Below are 16,333 nucleotides of genomic sequence, written 5' to 3'. Positions count from 1 at the left end.
GAGCTCGATCATCGCCCCTCCCTCCGAGGACAGGTTTATGGCGTCAGCGTGCCCTCGATCGAATCGTCGAGCGTCTTGCCGATCGTCGCGCCAATGAGCATCTTGACGCCGGCCACGGCTTGCCCGTGCTTGTTGTCCCAGTAATAGCCGCTCTTCGGTACGAAGTGGATGACGGTGATGCGCGGGTCGTCCTCGCCTTCGGTGAACCAGGTTTTCAGCGTGAAGTCCCACAGCTCCTTGATCTTGGCGCGATCCTGGGAGACCGTGGCGATGCCCTCGAGTTCCATGAAGCCGGCATGGGTGCTGCGCTGGAAATACAGCTTGACCTGCGGATCGGTGGCGAGTTCTGCATCCTTGTGGCTGTCGATGGCGCTCAGGAACCACAGGTGGCCGGCCTCGTCGGCCTGCAGCACGCTCATCGGGCGCACGCCGCCGTCCGCGCCGGTGCCTTTGGCGGTGACGAAAAAGCAGGTCTTGGCCTCGTCGGCCGTCTCGCGGATGCGCTTGCGGGCTTCCTCGCCGCTCAGGTCGCGGCGGTTGACTTCGGGCTGGTTGCGGTTGATCGAATCCATGTCGGTTGTCCTTGTGGTTGGCAATGGAACGACATTAGGGGAGCACGCGCCGCCGGTCTGTGGGCAGTTTCACCCTGGCGGCAGCGATAGCGGGACAAAATAGGGTCAGCCCGCGCCTTCCGAACGGGTGCGCGGAAAGGCCGGCAAGCCGTCCGCGGCGCGCATCCAGCTCAGCCGTTCGCCAGCGAAGGTATGGTCTTGCGGCGGCGCCGCTTCGGGATCGTCGAGGCTGGCCGTGGCAATGTCGATGTCGTCGGGGCTGCGGTCGTCCTGATAGGTGAGCGTGGTGCCGCAGGTGCCGCAAAAGGCGCGCAGCACATGCTCGCTGGAGCGGAAGGTGGATGGGTTGCCCTTGGTGAAACGCATGTCCACGGTGCGCGCGCTGAACCAGGCCACGGCCGGTGCACCGGCGATGCGCCGGCAATCGCTGCAATGGCACAGGGTGCCGTGAAAGATGTCGCCTTCGACGACGTAGCGTATCGCGCCGCAATAACAGCCGCCTTGCAACATGAGACCTCCGATGACGTTGGACTGCGATCAGCATAAAGCAGCCTGCTGTGCGCTTCAAGCGCAGCGCGAACTAGGATTCGTCCGGTTCGCTCAAGACGGAGGCCGAATGGTCGAGCCAGCGCGCCACCGTCCGCAGTTCCTCCGGGCTGAAACCCCGGCACAGTTTCGCGTTCAGGTCGGCCAGCACCGTTTTCGCCTGCAGGCTGGCCGCCACGCCGGCGGGCGTCAGGCGCAGGCGCGTCATGCGCGCGTCGTGCGCGTCGGCGATGCGTTCGACGAGCCGCGTTGCCTCCATCCGCTTCGACAGGTTCGTCACGGCGGCCGGCGCGACTTCCAGCGCGGCGGCGATCTCGCCGATCGATGCCGCATCGGCCGCCGCATCCGGCGCAGACCCGCGCCCGGCCAGCAGGAACAGCAGGCCGGCCTGGGCGGCACTGGCCCCGTCCCATGCCGCGGGCCGGCTTTCGATCCAGCGCATCATGGCGCGCTGCGCGCGGTTCACGAGGAATACGAAGCGCGGCGTCTTGGCGGTGGCCATCACCCCTCCTCCCGCGCCGCCTGCGCCAGCAGCCAGTCGCCGACCGCGGGCCAGAGCGCCGGGCCGCAGCGCTTGCGGAAGAACCCCATGTGGCCGATGCCTCCCAGGCCGAGCGTGCGCGGTGCGAACTGGCGTCGCTCGACCGGCGCCCCTGTCACGGGTGCCAGCAGGATGTCCATCGCGTGCGGATTGGCCCAGGGATCGTCGTCGAAGCCGAGCGCCAGCAAGGGCATGCGCAGGCGCGCCGCGCGCGCTTCGGCAGCGAGCGCCGGATCGTCGTAGAAGTAGCGAGGCAGCGTCGTCCAGCGGCTCCACTGCAGCATCACGCCGCGCGGCAGGTCTTCGCCCAGGCCGATGCGCCGTCCCGGCATATAACCGTTCAACGCGCACAGCAGCGGCGCCAGCACCCGCATCACGCACCAGACCCGCGCCTGTTCGGCGCGGCCGCGGATGGTGCGCGTGATGCCGGCGTGGCAGGCCACGAGCACGGCGGCGCGTACCGCGTTCCGGTCGCCCGACAGCACCAGCGCATGACCGCCGACGCTATGGCCGACCGCAAGCAGCGGCAGATCCGGGAAGCGTTCAAGGGCCCAGCGCGTGACGGCGGGGACGTCCTCCAGCATCCAGCCGGCCATCGTCACCGCCTCGCCGCTCAGGCTGCGGCCGCGCGAGGCGCCGGTGCCGCGGTAGTCGTAGGTCAACGCCGTGAGGCCGATGCCGGCCAGGTAACGGGCGAAGTGCTCGTAGAAGGTCTGGGTGACGGCGGTGGCGGGGTGGATCAGGACAAGGGCTTTCGGTGCGCTCGCCACGTACAGGGTGGCGGCGAGCGAAGCACCGTCGGCGGTCGGGATCGCGTGGGATTCGGGCGTCATCGAGGCGTCGAGATAGTTAACGTGTTAACGACATTAACACCGAAGCGCCGCGGCGGAGCGAAAACGCCGGCATTCTAGAGGCAGTGCTCGAGATGACGCAGCGCGGGCGTTCTGCGCCCACCTAGAGAATCAGAGGAACCGGTCCAGGATCTTCCTGCTGTGCTTGTCGATACGGAACATGTCCCGCACCAGAAAGTTGATGCCGTGGTTGTCCGCGATCAGCAGCGAAGCCTCGCCCACGCGGCGGATGTCTTCGTCGACCTTCAGCACGAAGGACGTCTCGCCACGGTCGGTCTTGACGAACCAGGTGCAGGGCGTGGCGAAGCTCGACACGCTGGCGATGTGCTGGATCTCGGGGATGAATTCGCGGCCCTCGAGTTCTTCCGTGACGAGCGTGCGGATCGCTTCCGATGTGGTGGCCAGGTCGTCGATCCAGGCCACTTCCTTGCCGCCGTCGCGCACCAGCGAGATGCCGCGCGTGGGCGCCTGGATGGGGAAGGCGCGTACGGGAATGACGCCGTGGATGTCGACGCCGTCCTCGCCCGTGAACACCAGTTTGCCGAAGCTGTCGCGGCGTAGTTGAATGTCAGTGCTCATCAATCATCCTTGTCCGAATCGTCCATGTCCTGGTCCACGTTGCGCGCCTGCGCTTCGTAGAGGCGGTGGTAGGCGCCCTCGCGCGCCATCAGCTCGTCGTGGCTGCCCTCTTCCACCACCACGCCGCGATCCAAGACCACCAGGCGGTCGGCGCGGTGCAGGGTCGAGAGGCGGTGCGCGATGGCGATGGTGGTGCGGCCCTGCACCAGGTTGTCGAGCGCCTTCTGGATTTCCTTTTCGGTTTCCGAATCGACCGAGGACGTGGCCTCGTCCATGATCAGGATCGGCGGATCGATCAGCAAGGCGCGCGCGATCGAGATGCGCTGGCGCTCGCCGCCCGACAGGCCCTGGCCGCGCTCGCCGACCATGGAATCGTAGCCCTGCGGCAGGCGCAGGATGAATTCGTGGGCGTGGGCGGCCCGGGCGGCGGCGATGATCTCTTCGCGCGTCGCATCCGGCTTGCCATAGGCGATGTTCTCGGCGATCGTGCCGAAGAAGAGGAAAGGCTCCTGTAGCACCAGGCCGATGTTGCGGCGGTAGTCGGCCACCGCGAACGAGCGGATGTCGACGCCGTCGAGCAGGATCGCGCCTTCGGCCACGTCGTAGAAGCGGCAGATCAGGTTCACCAGCGTGCTTTTACCGGAACCGCTGTGGCCGACCAGGCCGACCATCTCGCCGGCCTTGATGTTGAGCGAGATGCCGCGGTTGACGGCGCGGTTACCGTAGCGGAAACCGACTTCGCGCAGCTCGATATTGCCCTGCACCTTTTGCACCTTCACCGGGTTGACCGGATCCGGCACGCTCGAGACGTGGTCGAGGATGTCGAAGATGCGCTTGGCCGCCGACGCCGATTTTTGCGTGACCGAGACGATGCGGCTCATGGAATCGAGCTTGACGTAGAAACGGCCGCTGTAGGCAATGAAGGCGGTCAGCGTGCCGACCGTGATGTCACCCTGCGACACCTGCCAGATGCCGAAGATCCAGATCACCAGCAGGCCCAATTCGGTCAGCAGCGATACGGTCGGCGAGAACAGCGACCAGACCCGGTTCAGCTTGTCGTTGACGGCCAGGTTGTGCTTGTTGGCCTCGCGAAAGCGCACCGCCTCGCGTTTTTCCTGGGCGAACGCCTTGACCACGCGGATGCCGGGAATGGTATCGGCCAGCACGTTGGTGACCTCGCCCCAGACGCGGTCGATCTTCTCGAAGCCAGTGCGCAGCCTGTCGCGCACGATGTGGATCATCCAGGCAATGAAGGGCAGCGGCACCAGGGTCACCAGCGCCAGCCAGGGGTTCATGCTGAACAGGATCACGCCCGTCATGATGATCAGCAACACGTCCGACAGGAAGTCGAGCAGGTGCAGCGACAGGAAGACACTGATCCGATCCGAGCCGCTGCCGATGCGGCTCATCAGGTCGCCGGTGCGCTTACCGCCGAAATATTCCAGCGAAAGGCGCAGCAGGTGTTCGTAAGTCGTCGAGCGCAGGTCGGCGCTGATGCGTTCGGACGCAAGCGCCAGTACGTAGGTTTTCCCCCAGCCGAGCGCCCAGGCCAGCACCGATGCGCCGAACAGCCCTCCCATATACAGGTAGACCAGAGAAACGTCGATCGTCTGCCCGTTCTGATAGGGAATCAGCACGTTGTCCATCAGCGGCTTGGTGAGGTAAGGCGGAATCATGTGTGCCGCTGTCGACCCCAGCATCAGCAGGAAACCCATCAGCAGCTGGATCTTGTACGGCTTGGCGAAGCGCCATAAACGGAACAGCGTCCAGGTCGACGGCGGCGTATGCACGACCTTGGCGCAGATCGGGCACTCTTCCTGGTCGGGTTCGAGCGGGGCCTTGCAGCTCGGGCAGGTGTGCTGCTCGGGCGGGACGACCGGCAGTCCGGTTTCCGCGCTCTTCACCTGCTCGGCAAAGGCGTCGGCGACGCGGATCGCGTGCAGGTTCTGGCCCAGGGTAAAGCGCCAGGCGGCCAGGCGGCCGTTCGCATCGACCAGTTCCAGGTGGCCGACGCCGGCATGGTCGTGGTGGCGCAGCGCCCGTCCGGACGCCACGGCCCAGTCGCGCCAGACGGTCTCGCCCGGAGCGCGCGACAGCAGGCGCCGGTTCGTGACCACCAGAATACCCTTGGTAAAACGTAATTTCGCATCAAGGTCAACCTCCACGCCTGTCAGAACGTTTTCCCCTGGTGCAAGCTGTTTCCGAACGTCATTATCCCAACCGTCAGGCAGAAAGCCGGCGGCGGCCGCCAGCGACATCGGAGGAGCGAGTTGTTGAGTTGTCATTAATTGCCGCCCGTGACAGGCATGATCTGGATAGAGGGGGTAACGCAGTGACCGGCTCAGCGGTTTACATGGACTAGCGGAAAAATATCCGCTGTGGAGCGATGCAGTGCCAACCCGGCGCGGGCGTCGATGCCCATTTGGCATAAATCGGCGCGGCGCTGTAAGCTTCGGCCGGGCAGGAAGTATACAACAGATGCGCATGTGCGCTGCATAACCGCGTTTGGGTGCGGTAGCGCACAGGCAGGTAAACAAAGGCAACGCCATCATGGTAAACGAGCAGACCATGATGGCAAGACATCATTACATGACAAAGAAGAAAGACATCAAGTTTCTCCGTGTGACCCACTTGCGCGGCCCGAACATCTGGACTTACCGTCCGGTCATCGAGGTCTGGCTCGACATTGGCGAGCTGGAAGACTTCCCTTCGAACAAACTGCCCGGCTTTAACGCGCGCTTGACCAGCTGGCTGCCCGGCCTGATCGAGCACCGCTGCGGCGTCGGCGAGCGCGGCGGCTTCCTGGAACGCCTGGAAGGCGGTACCTGGGCCGGCCATATCCTCGAACACATCGTGCTCGAGCTGCAGAACATGGCCGGCATGAAGACCGGCTTCGGCAAGACCCGCTCCACCGGCGAACACGGTATCTACAAGATGGCCTTCCGCACCCGCGACGCGGTCGTCGGCCGCGCCGCCCTCGAGGCCGGGCACCGCCTGATGATGGCTGCCATCAACGACGAGCCCTTCGACATGCCGGCCACGGTGGCCTCGCTCACCGAACTGGTCGACCGCTACTGCCTCGGCCCCTCCACCGCCAATATCGTCGACGCGGCCACCGACCGCCGCATCCCGTCGATCCGCCTGACCGAAGGCAACCTCGTGCAGCTCGGCCATGGCGCCGCCCAGCGCCGCATCTGGACGGCCGAGACCGACCGCACCAGCGCCATCGGCGAATCCATCGCCAGCGACAAGGATCTGACGAAAACCCTGCTCGCCTCCTGCGGCGTACCGGTGCCCGAAGGCGCCCTCGTGCGCAGCGCCGACGCCGCCTGGGAAGAAGCGCAGGACATCGGGCTGCCGGTGGTCGTGAAACCCGTCGACGGCAACCATGGCCGCGGCGTGACCCTGAACCTGATGAGCGAGTCGGAAGTGCGCACGGCCTATGCCATCGCCTCGGAAGCGGGCGACAGCACCGCCGTACTGGTCGAGCGCTTCATCCCCGGCAACGAGCACCGCCTGCTGGTGGTCGGCCGCCAGGTGGTGGCCGTCGCGCGCGGCGAATCGCTGTGGGTGACGGGCGACGGCCAGTCGACCGTGACCGCCCTCGTCGCCAGCCAGATCAATACCGACCCGCGCCGCGGCGAGAGCGAGGAGCATCCGCTCGGCCGCGTCAACGTGCAGGATGGCGAAATCCTGCTCGACCTGCAGCGCCAGGGCATGACCCCCGATTCCGTGCCGCAGGCTGGGCAGAAAGTGCTGATCCAGCCGAACGGCAACGTCTCCGACGACGTCACCGACCTGATTCACCCGGAAGTGGCGCACGCAGCAAGCCTGGCCGCGCGCGTCGTCGGCCTCGACATCGCCGGCATCGACCTCGTCTGCGAAGACATCTCGAAGCCCCTGGCCGAGCAGCGCGGCGCCATCATCGAAGTCAATTCCAGCCCGGGCCTGCTGGCCCACATCAAGCCGGCTAGCGGCACGCCGCGCAAGGTCGGCGAAGCCATCGTCAAACACCTGTTCGCCGAAGGCGAGAGCGGCCGCATTCCGCTGGTGGGCGTGACCGGCACCCTCGGCACCAGCCTGATCACCCGCCTGCTCGGCTGCCTGCTCAATGCCACCGGCAAGCATGCGGGCGTGGCCAACGGCGAGGGTCTCTACCTCGACGGCCGCCAGGTGCAAAAAGGCGACTGCACCGGCTTCGCCTTTGGTGAACGCCTGCTCATCAACCGTAATGTCGAAGCGGCCGTGTTCGAATCGAACGCGCGCAGCATCCTGGCCGGCGGCCTGCCCTACGACCGCTGCACGGTGGGCGTCGTCACCGACATGGGGGCGCTCGAGGACGTCGCGGAATTCCACGTGCGCGACGGCGAAGCGCTGGCCACCGTGGTGCGCAGCCAGGTCGACGTGATCCTGTCCGAGGGCGCGGCCGTGCTGAACGCGGCCGACCCGGAAGTGGTGGCGCTGGCCGAAATGTCCGACGGCCGCGTGATCTTCTATGCGATGGACGAGTCCAACCCGGTCATGGCGCGGCACCGCGCGGCCGGCGAGCGCGTCGTCTTCGCACGCGACAACGCCATCGTGCTGGCCGAGGGCGCGCTTGAGACACGCCTGCTCGACCTCGGCAAGATCAAGCCGGCCACCGTGAAGCATCCGGCCAGCGTGCTGGCGGCCACCGCCGCCGCCTGGGCGCTGGGCCTGCCGCACGACCTGATCTGCGGCGGCCTGCGCGCCTTCGACGCCACGAAAAAGTCGGCATACTGAGCGACGCATCGAAAGCGGTGACCGGTTCGCCGGATAAAAAATAACGGTGCCCCAGCCGCCCTCCCCGGCCGGCGCGGCGCCCTGTAAAGGAATGAAGGTTTATGGAAGTATCTCGCGTACGGGCCTTGCGCGGCCCTAACCTCTGGAGCCACCACACTTCGGTCGAGGCGATCGTCGCCTGCACGCCCGAGGAAGAATCGATCGCCAACCTGCCGGGTTTCGAAACGCGCCTGCGTTCGCGCTTTCCCCAGCTCGGCCAGTTGCAGCCGTCGGGCCACGAGGAAGACGCGCTCGACCCGGTGCCGATGGCCGAAGTGCTGGAAATCGTCGCCCTGGCCCTGCAGGCCGCGGCCGGCTGCCCGGTCACCTTCAGCCGCACCACCGCCACCCTGGAAACCGGCATCTACCAGGTCGTGGTCGAATACTCGGAAGAAGACGTCGGCCGCCTGGCCCTGGAGCTGGCGCAGGGGCTGATCGAAGCCGCGCGCGCGGATGCGCCCTTCGACCTGGAAGCGGCGCTGACCCAGCTGCGCGACCTCGACGAGGACGTGCGCCTCGGCCCTTCCACCGGCTCCATCGTGCAGGCCGCCATCGAGCGCAACATCCCCTTCCGCCGCCTGACCGAAGGCAGCCTCGTGATGTTCGGCTGGGGCAGCAAGCAGCGCCGCATCCAGGCCGCCGAGATCGACGCCACCGGCGCGATCGCCGAGACCATCGCCCAGGACAAGGAACTGACCAAGAAGCTGCTCGATGCGGCCGGCGTGCCGGTGCCGCTGGGCCGCACGGTGCTCGACCCGGATGACGCCTGGGCGGCCGCCCAGGAGATCGGCCTGCCGGTCGTGGTCAAGCCGAAGGACGGCAACCAGGGCAAGGGCGTGACGGTCAACATCACGACGAAGGAACAGATCACGGCCGCCTTCCACTCGGCCTCGGAATTCCGCGACGACATTCTGGTCGAGCGCTACCTGCCGGGCCACGACTACCGCCTGCTCGTCATCGGCGACAAGCTGGTGGCCGCCGCGCGCCGCGATCCGCCCAACGTCGTCGGCGACGGCGTGCACACGGTGCGCCAGCTGGTCGACCAGGTCAACCTCGATCCGCGCCGCGGCAACGGGCACTCGACTTCGCTGACGAAAATCCGCTTCGACGACATCGCCCTCGGCAGCCTGGCGAAACAGGGCATGAACGCGGAATCGGTGCCGAGCAAGGGCCAGCGCGTCATCCTGCGCAACAACGCCAACCTGTCGACCGGCGGCTCGGCCACCGACGTCACCGACGACGTCCATCCGGAAGTCGCGGCGCGCGCGATCGCGGCCGCCCACATGGTGGGCCTGGACATCTGCGGCGTCGACCTGGTCTGCGACAGCGTCCTGAAACCCATCGAGGAGCAGAACGGCGGCATCGTCGAGGTGAACGCCGCGCCGGGCCTGCGCATGCACCTGTCGCCCTCCTTCGGCAAGGGCCGCGACGTCGGCGAAGCCATCATCGAGACCATGTTCAAGGATGGCGACGACGGCCGCATCCCGGTCGTCGCCGTCACCGGCACGAATGGCAAGACCACCACGGTGCGCCTGATCGCGCACCTGATGTCGGCCTCCGGCCTGCGTACCGGCATGACCAATACCGACGGCGTCTACATCGAAGGCCGCCGCATCGACAGCGGCGACTGCAGCGGCCCGCGCAGCGCGCGCAACGTGCTGCTGCATCCGGACGTCGACGCCGCCGTATTCGAGACCGCACGCGGCGGGCTCTTACGCGAAGGCCTGGCATTCGACCGCTGCGAAGTGGCGGTGGTGACGAACATCGGCGCCGGCGACCACCTCGGCCTGAACTACATCACCACGCTCGAAGACCTGGCCGTGCTCAAACGCGTGATCGTCCAGAACGTCAAGGTGGGCGGCATGGCTGTGCTGAACGCGGCCGACCCGGTGGTGGCCGAGATGGCCGAGCACACCAGGGGCGACGTCACCTTCTTCGCGCAGGACGGCAGCCATCCCCTGATGGCGATGCACCGCGCCCAGGGCCGGCGCGTCGTCTTCGTCGAAGACGGTTTCCTGGTCTGCGCTCAGGGCAAGCTCGAGACGAAAATCGACCTCAAGGAGGTGCCGATCACCCGCGGCGGCGTCATCGGCTTCCAGGTCGAGAACGTGATGGCCTCGGTCGCCGCGGCCTGGGCCGTCGGCATCGACTGGGACAAGATCCGCCTCGGCCTGAAGACCTTCGTGGGCGAGAGCGACAACGCGCCGGGCCGCTTCAACGTCTTCGATTATCGTGGCGCGACCCTGATCGCCGACTACGGCCACAACCCGGACGCCATCGCGGCCCTGGTGTCGGCGGTGGAGAACATGCCGGCCAAGCGGCGCTCTGTCGTGATCAGCGGCGCCGGCGACCGCCGCGACCAGGACATCACCCAGCAGACCGAGATCCTCGGCAAGGCCTTCGACGACGTGCTGCTCTACCAGGACCAGTGCCAGCGCGGCCGTCCGGACGGCGAGGTCGTCGCCCTGCTGCGCCGCGGCCTCGACGGCGCGACGCGCACCAGCCATGTCGAGGAGATCAACGGCGAGTTCGTCGCCATCGACCGCGCGCTGGCGCGGCTGTCCGAGGGCGACCTGTGCCTGATCCTGATCGACCAGGTCGACGAGGCGCTGGCGCATATTGCCAAGCGGGTCGCTGAATCGACGTAATACCCGTAGGGTGGGCGGGTCTCCCGCCCACGCGTTCAAATCCGGTACGAACGAACGGCGGGGCTGATCCCGCTGCGGTTGAACGCGTGGGCGGGGAACCCGCCCGGTGAGACCGTCATTGAGGCCATTGGCCTCAACGCCCCCTACGTCCCTTCGTTTTATACCGTCATCCCACGAACAAAAACAAACCATGCTCGCACCCGAACAATTCTTCGGCTTCCTGCTCGCCGCCCTCCTCCTCACCGCCTCCCCCGGCCCCGACAACCTGATGGTGCTTGGCCTGGGCATGTCCAGGGGCCGCAAGCAGGGCATGGTCTTCGGTCTCGGCTGCGCGCTGGGCTGCCTGAGCCATACCTTCCTCGCCGTGATCGGCGTGAGCGCGATCATCGCCGCCTCGCCGACGGCGTTCACGGCCTTGCGCATCGGCGGCGGCCTGTACCTGGTCTACCTGGGCATCGGCGCGCTGCGCAGCAGCGGCGGGCAACGCGCCGACAAGTCCGGCGCGCCGCCCCAGTCGCTGCGCACGCTGTTCATGAAGGGCTTGCTGGCGAACGCCATCAATCCGAAGATCGTGCTGTTCTTCCTGTCGCTGCTGCCGCAGTTCGTGATCGCGTCCAACGGCAACGTGCCCGGCCAGATGCTGGCGCTGGGCGTGACTTTCACGGTGCAGGCGGCGATCCTGTTCGGGCTGCTGGGTTATTTTGCCGGCGCCGTGGGCGCCTGGCTCGAGCGCAAGCCGGGCGCGGGCAAATGGCTCGACCGGCTGGCGGGCACGGTGTTCATCGCGCTGGGCGTGAAGCTGATCGTTTCGCGCTAGATGGTGCGAGGCGGGCAGGCGCTGCCCGCCCGGGAATCAACGCCGGCGCGCGGCGCGCATGCCCAGCAAGCCCAGGCCCAGCATCGCCAGCGTGGCCGGCTCGGGCACCGGGGCCGGGCCCGTGGTAAAGCTGATGTCGAGCGAGGCCGAGAAGAATTCGAGCGGATCGCCGGGCGAGAAATCCTGCAGCGAGAGCGTCCAGCTGCCGAACATGTCCGTGCGGTCGAACAGGCCCAGGCTTCCCTCGGGGCGGAATGTGCCGGACGCGATGCGCGGGCCTACCGCATCGGGCGCTTCGTCGTCGAAATTGACGCTGACACGACCTGCCCCGCGCGTGGCGCCGGTATAGGTCTCGTAAGGCAGCACCAGGTCGACGCTGCGGCCATCCGGGCCGGTCAGGGTGAATGCGATTTCCTCCTCGAAGGGGTCGCCAGGGCCGCGGCAGGCACTGCCGTTCGGCCCGATCGGCGGATCGTCGCATTTCGAGAATTCCACCAGAATGTTCAGGTCGGTGATCCAGCCGTGCTCGGCGACGGTCAGCGTGCGCGTATCCAGCGTGCCGTCGATGACGCCGTAGCTGGTGTTGGTGGCGACGACCGCGGCGGAGGCGCCGGCGCAGGCAAGGAAGGCAAAGGCGAAGGCGGCAAACTGACGGGCGTGGCGCATGGATTCTCCTTATGGTTGACTTAGTAAGGAGAGCAAGTTTTGCGCCAGCAACAAAAAATGCAGCGTTATCAGCGGCTTAGTCGTACGGTCCGGGAGCATGCGGCGTGTTCTGTAAAAACCGCCGACATCCACAAGGCATAAGCACGGCCCGGGGCGTCGCCGATCCGGGCCCTCACCCCTGTTCAAGCGTCGGCTTGCACCCCGCGCCGCGACAGAAGCTCGTGCACGATCGCGTTCAGGCGGTCGATCGAGACCGGCTTGCCGAGATGGGCCGAGAAGCCGGCCGCGCGCGCGCGCGCGATATCGTTATCGCGGCGCATGCCACTGATCGCGATCGCCGGCAGCTGCGCCAGCGCCCGATTGGCGCGGATGCGTTCGAGGAACTGGTAGCCGTCCATCTCCGGCATGGAGATGTCCGAGATCAGGAGGTCGATCGGTTCGCGCTCCAGGATCTCCAGCCCGGCCCGCGCGCTCGTCGCTTCGAACACGGTCGCCCCGCTCATCTCGAGCAGCGACTTGAAGACCATCAGCATCTCTTCCATGTCGTCCACCACCAGGATGCGCAGGCCGGCCATCGCGTCGTTGGCATCGCCGTCCACGTTCGAGACCGGCATGCCATGACGGTCGAACAGCGGCAGCCAGAAACTGAAGCGCGCGCCCCTGCCGATGCCTTCCGAGTGGGCCTCGACGCGCCCGCCGTGCAGCGCGACGATTTCGCGCACCAGCGCCAGTCCGATACCGAGCCCGCTCTTGGTGCGCGTGGTGACCGAGACGCTCTGGCCGTACATGTCGAACACGTGCGGCAGGAAGTCCGGGGCGATGCCCTGGCCGCTGTCGACGACGTCGACCCGGGCGCCGTTGTCCTCGCGCGCCAGGCGTACTTCGATATGGCCGCCGCCAGGGGTGAACTTGACCGCATTGCTCAGCAGGTTCATCACCACCTGCTCGATGCGTACCAGGTCGGCCATCACGTACACACCCTCGGCCTCGTCGATCACCTCGATCCGGATGTCGCCCGTGGCCGGATCGGCGCGCTGCACCTCGGCGACGTTCCGCAGCACGGCGCCGAGCGCCAACGGCGCGATCGCCAGCGACAGCTTGCCGGTGCGCACGCGTGACATGTCCATCAGGTCGTCGATGATCTTGGCTTGGCTCAGCACCGCGTTGCGGATGATGTTCGCCGCGCGCATGAAGGGCGCCGACTTGCGGATTTCGGGCATGCGCGAGAGCAGCTCGACGTTTATGTTGATCATGTTCAGCGGATGGCGCAGCTCGTGCGACATCACCGACAGGAATTCGTCCTTCAGCGCCGACTGGGTGGCCGCCTCCGAGCGCGTGATCGCCTCGCGCTCGCGCGAGGCCTGCTCGCGCTCGAGTCCTTGCCGCTCGCGCCCGGTGACATCGCGCGCGATCTTGGCATAGCCGTGAAAGCTGCCGTTACGCAGCGGCGTGGTCACGCCGCTGCAGAAGAAGCGGCTGCCGTTCTTGCGCATGTGCCAGCGCTCGTCCTCGGCGCGGCCGTCCTCGCGCGCGCGGCGCAATTCCGCCGCCGGCACGCCGGCAGCCAGGTCTTCGGGTGTGAACAGGCGTTCCAGCGTCTGTCCCCGCATTTCCGCTTCGGTGTAGCCGAACAGGTAGTGCGCGCCATTGTTCCAGCTGGCGACCAGGCCGCGTTCGTCGAGCGTGATGATGGCGTAGTCGTCGGCGCTGTCGGCCACCATGCGCATGCGCGCTTCGCTGGCGCGCGCCGCCTCCTCCGCCTCGCGCCGCGCCGTGATGTCGAAGAAGGTCATCACCGCGCCTTCGATGCGGTCTTCGTTGGTGCGGTAAGGCAGCAGGCGCACGATGTAATAGCGTCCGTCGTTGCTGCGCACCTCGCGCTCGACCGGGCGCAGGGTATCGAAGGTGGCACCCACGTCCTCCGCCAGCTGGTCGTAGTCGAGCCGGTGCGTCAGGTCGAGCAGCGAACGGCCGATGTCGGACGCGATGATCGAGAACAGGTCGACCGCGCGCGGCGTGAAGCGCTTGATGCGCAGCCCGCTGTCGACGAAGATCGTGGCGATGTCGGTCGAGGCGATCAGGTTGTTCAGGTCGTCGTTGGCCTTCCCGGTTTCCTCGACCTTCACTTTCAGCTCGTAGTTGACGGTGACGAGTTCCTCGTTCACCGACTGCAGCTCTTCCTTGCTCGTCTCCAGCTCCTCGGTGGCCGAGCGCAGTTCTTCATTGATGGCCTGCAGCTCCTCGTTCGAGGCGCGCAGCTCCTCGGTCGAGATTTCAGAGTTCTCGATCGTCTCCTGCAGCTGCTCGCGCTTCCTCTGCAGCTCGGCTTCGAGCTGCGCCAGCACCACGTCGTGGCTGCCGTAGGTCTGCGGCGCGGCGGCCGCAGGGGCCGTCGACTCGATGCGCTTGAACATGACCAGCATGAAATCGGCGTCGGCCTCGTCGTCGCGGAAGGGGCGCACCGTCATCGCGACGGGGCCCAGCTCTTTTTTCTCGTCCAGGTCGACCGGGCGGCATTCGATGCTGCCTTCGCCCTGGCCGGCCTGGTAGATCGCCGAACGCAGTTCGAGCCGCAGCTCCGGGAGCACCAGCGCCAGCAGGTTGCGCGTCGGTTCGCCGGCGCCCATGCGGACGAAGCGGCCCGCCAGTTCGGACATGTGCAGCACATTTCCTTCGCGGTCGATCACCACCGACGGCGGGGCGACGCGTGCCAGCGCGCGCTGGTGCAGCTCGGCATAGGACAACTGGCGCTTGCCGGGCAGCTTGGCGCGGCTCGCCTCCGGCATGCGGGCGCCGTAGAGTCCAGACGGCGCGTGGAACTGCGGCGGCCGGCCGCCGCCGCGGGCACGGTAGATGCGGTTCTTCTTGTCGACCGGGATGAAGTAATCCGCGACCGACTCGGCCGACTCGGACGAACCGAGGAAGAGGTAGCCGCCTGGCCGGAGCGCGAAGTGGAAGGTCTGCAGCACCCGCATCTGAACCTCGCGGTTCAGGTAGATCAGCAGATTGCGGCATGAAATCATGTCGAGCCGCGAGAACGGCGGATCGCGCAGCAGGTTGTGCGACGCGAACAGGATATGGTCGCGCACCGACTTGCGGATCCGGTAGCGGTCGTCTTCCTTGTTGAAATACTGGCGCAGGCGCGCCGGCGTCACATCGGTGATGATCGAAGCTGGGTAGTTGCCGGCGCGCGCGGTGTCGATCGCGCTTTCGTCGATGTCGGAGGCGAATACCTGGAAGCCGGGCGGATGCTCCATCAGTCCCGCCTGGTCGGCCATCAGTATCGCCAGCGAATAGGCTTCTTCGCCGCTGGCGCAGGCGGCAACCCAGGCGCGCACCTCGTCGAGCGGCCCCTTGTCCTTGAACAGTTCCGGGATGATGTCGCGTTCGAGCGATTCGAAGGCTTCGCGGTCGCGGAAGAAGTTGGTCACACCGATCAGCATGTCGCCCAGCAGCGCTTCGTGTTCGTGCGGATCGGCGGCCAGCAGGTCGCGGTATTCGGGCAGGGTATGCACCTGGCGAACCTGCAGGCGCCGTTCGATGCGGCGCAGGACGGTCGCGCGCTTGTAGTGGCGGAAGTCGTGCCCGGTATGGGCCAGCAGGGTGCCGATGACCTCGTGCAGCGCCTCCTCGGCGCTGGCAAGGTCGCGCGGGGACGGCACCTGGATCAGCGGCAGCTCGCCGTCGCCGGCCGGCGGCAGCTCGATGGCGCGGGCGTTTTCCCACAGTTCGAACAATTTCTGCGGCATCTCGACCACGGGCATGACGAAATCGACCGCGCCGGTGCGGATGGCGGCCACCGGCATGCCGTCGTGCTCGGCGTCGCCCGGCGCCTGCGCGAGCGTCACGCCGCCCTGCTCCTTGACCCGGGTCAGGCCGACCGCACCGTCGGCGCCGGTACCCGAGAGCACGATGGCGATCGCGCGTTCGCGGTGTACCTCACCCAGCGTGCGGAAGAACAGGTCGATCGCAATATGCTTGCCGCGCGGACGGTCGAGCGGATCGACCAGCAGCAGGCCATCGACCATCGACATCTGCTGGTTCGGGGCGATCACGTACACATGGCCGGGCCTGATGTGTTCGCGCTCGGTGACCTGGACGACCGGCATGCGCGTGGCGCGCTGCAGGATCGCCGCCGCCGAACTCGGATGCTTGGGCGAGAGGTGCATGATGACCACGAAGGCCATCTCGTGCGCGGCCGGCATGTTTTCGAACAGCCGCTGCAGGGCCTGCAAGCCGCCGGCCGAGGCGCCGATGCCGACGACCGGGAAAGGTAGGGTACTGGGAACCACGCCGGGCGCGGTCAATGGCAT

General features: G+C 66.9%; 11 protein-coding genes. 3 read left to right on the top strand and 8 right to left on the bottom strand.

What is annotated here, in order from left to right:
- Positions 1 to 35 precede the first annotated feature (35 nt).
- The 6 genes from ASF77_RS00660 to ASF77_RS00635 all read right to left on the bottom strand — a co-directional run bounded on the left by ASF77_RS00660 (position 36) and on the right by ASF77_RS00635 (position 5,347).
- Positions 36 to 572 (bottom strand): pyridoxamine 5'-phosphate oxidase family protein, encoded by a 537-nt coding sequence (locus ASF77_RS00660; protein ID WP_056332876.1) that lies wholly within the window; start codon positions 570 to 572, stop codon positions 36 to 38.
- Positions 573 to 677: 105 nt separating this feature from the next.
- Complete coding sequence (locus tag ASF77_RS00655) at positions 678 to 1,082, bottom strand: GFA family protein (RefSeq protein WP_056332872.1); 405 nt, start codon at positions 1,080 to 1,082, stop codon at positions 678 to 680.
- 70 nt (positions 1,083 to 1,152) lie between these two features.
- Complete coding sequence (locus ASF77_RS00650) at positions 1,153 to 1,620, bottom strand: MarR family winged helix-turn-helix transcriptional regulator (RefSeq protein WP_056332869.1); 468 nt, start codon at positions 1,618 to 1,620, stop codon at positions 1,153 to 1,155.
- Positions 1,620 to 2,492 carry a serine aminopeptidase domain-containing protein gene (locus tag ASF77_RS00645; RefSeq protein ID WP_056332865.1) on the bottom strand — a complete coding sequence of 291 codons (873 nt, stop codon included), beginning with the start codon at positions 2,490 to 2,492 and terminating at the stop codon, positions 1,620 to 1,622. Before ASF77_RS00645 ends, ASF77_RS00650 begins: the two co-directional genes overlap by 1 nt.
- 129 nt (positions 2,493 to 2,621) lie before the next feature.
- Positions 2,622 to 3,089: a DUF1854 domain-containing protein gene (locus tag ASF77_RS00640; protein ID WP_056332862.1), complete on the bottom strand. Its 468-nt coding sequence runs from the start codon at positions 3,087 to 3,089 to the stop codon at positions 2,622 to 2,624.
- A complete protein-coding gene (locus tag ASF77_RS00635) occupies positions 3,089 to 5,347 on the bottom strand; it encodes an ABC transporter ATP-binding protein (protein ID WP_373961745.1) in 2,259 nt (752 codons plus the stop codon). Before ASF77_RS00635 ends, ASF77_RS00640 begins: the two co-directional genes overlap by 1 nt.
- Positions 5,348 to 5,678: 331 nt before the next feature.
- Here ASF77_RS00635 and cphA (ASF77_RS00630) point away from each other — a divergent pair, with 331 nt between their 5' ends.
- The 3 genes from cphA (ASF77_RS00630) to ASF77_RS00620 all read left to right on the top strand — a co-directional run bounded on the left by cphA (ASF77_RS00630) (position 5,679) and on the right by ASF77_RS00620 (position 11,354).
- On the top strand, positions 5,679 to 7,850 hold the full coding sequence (gene cphA / locus ASF77_RS00630; protein WP_056332859.1) for a cyanophycin synthetase: 2,172 nt from the start codon (positions 5,679 to 5,681) through the stop codon (positions 7,848 to 7,850).
- 101 nt (positions 7,851 to 7,951) lie between these two features.
- Positions 7,952 to 10,537 carry a cyanophycin synthetase gene (gene cphA / locus ASF77_RS00625; protein WP_056332857.1) on the top strand — a complete coding sequence of 862 codons (2,586 nt, stop codon included), beginning with the start codon at positions 7,952 to 7,954 and terminating at the stop codon, positions 10,535 to 10,537.
- 190 nt (positions 10,538 to 10,727) lie between these two features.
- Positions 10,728 to 11,354, top strand: coding sequence for a LysE family translocator (locus tag ASF77_RS00620; protein WP_056332854.1), 627 nt, complete (start codon positions 10,728 to 10,730; stop codon positions 11,352 to 11,354).
- 36 nt (positions 11,355 to 11,390) lie between these two features.
- Here ASF77_RS00620 and ASF77_RS24600 read toward each other — a convergent pair whose 3' ends face one another.
- Together ASF77_RS24600 and ASF77_RS00610 are read right to left on the bottom strand one after the other, a co-directional pair.
- A complete protein-coding gene (locus tag ASF77_RS24600; protein ID WP_056332851.1) occupies positions 11,391 to 12,020 on the bottom strand; it encodes a PEP-CTERM sorting domain-containing protein in 630 nt (209 codons plus the stop codon).
- A 182-nt stretch (positions 12,021 to 12,202) separates the two neighbouring features.
- The gene (locus ASF77_RS00610) at positions 12,203 to 16,333 is read right to left on the bottom strand and encodes a CheR family methyltransferase (protein ID WP_200934118.1); all 4,131 of its coding nucleotides are present in this window, start codon (positions 16,331 to 16,333) and stop codon (positions 12,203 to 12,205) included.

This window comes from Massilia sp. Leaf139 (assembly GCF_001424165.1).
Taxonomy (GTDB): Bacteria; Pseudomonadota; Gammaproteobacteria; order Burkholderiales; family Burkholderiaceae_D; genus Telluria.
This window is presented reverse-complemented; position numbering and strand designations above follow the sequence as displayed.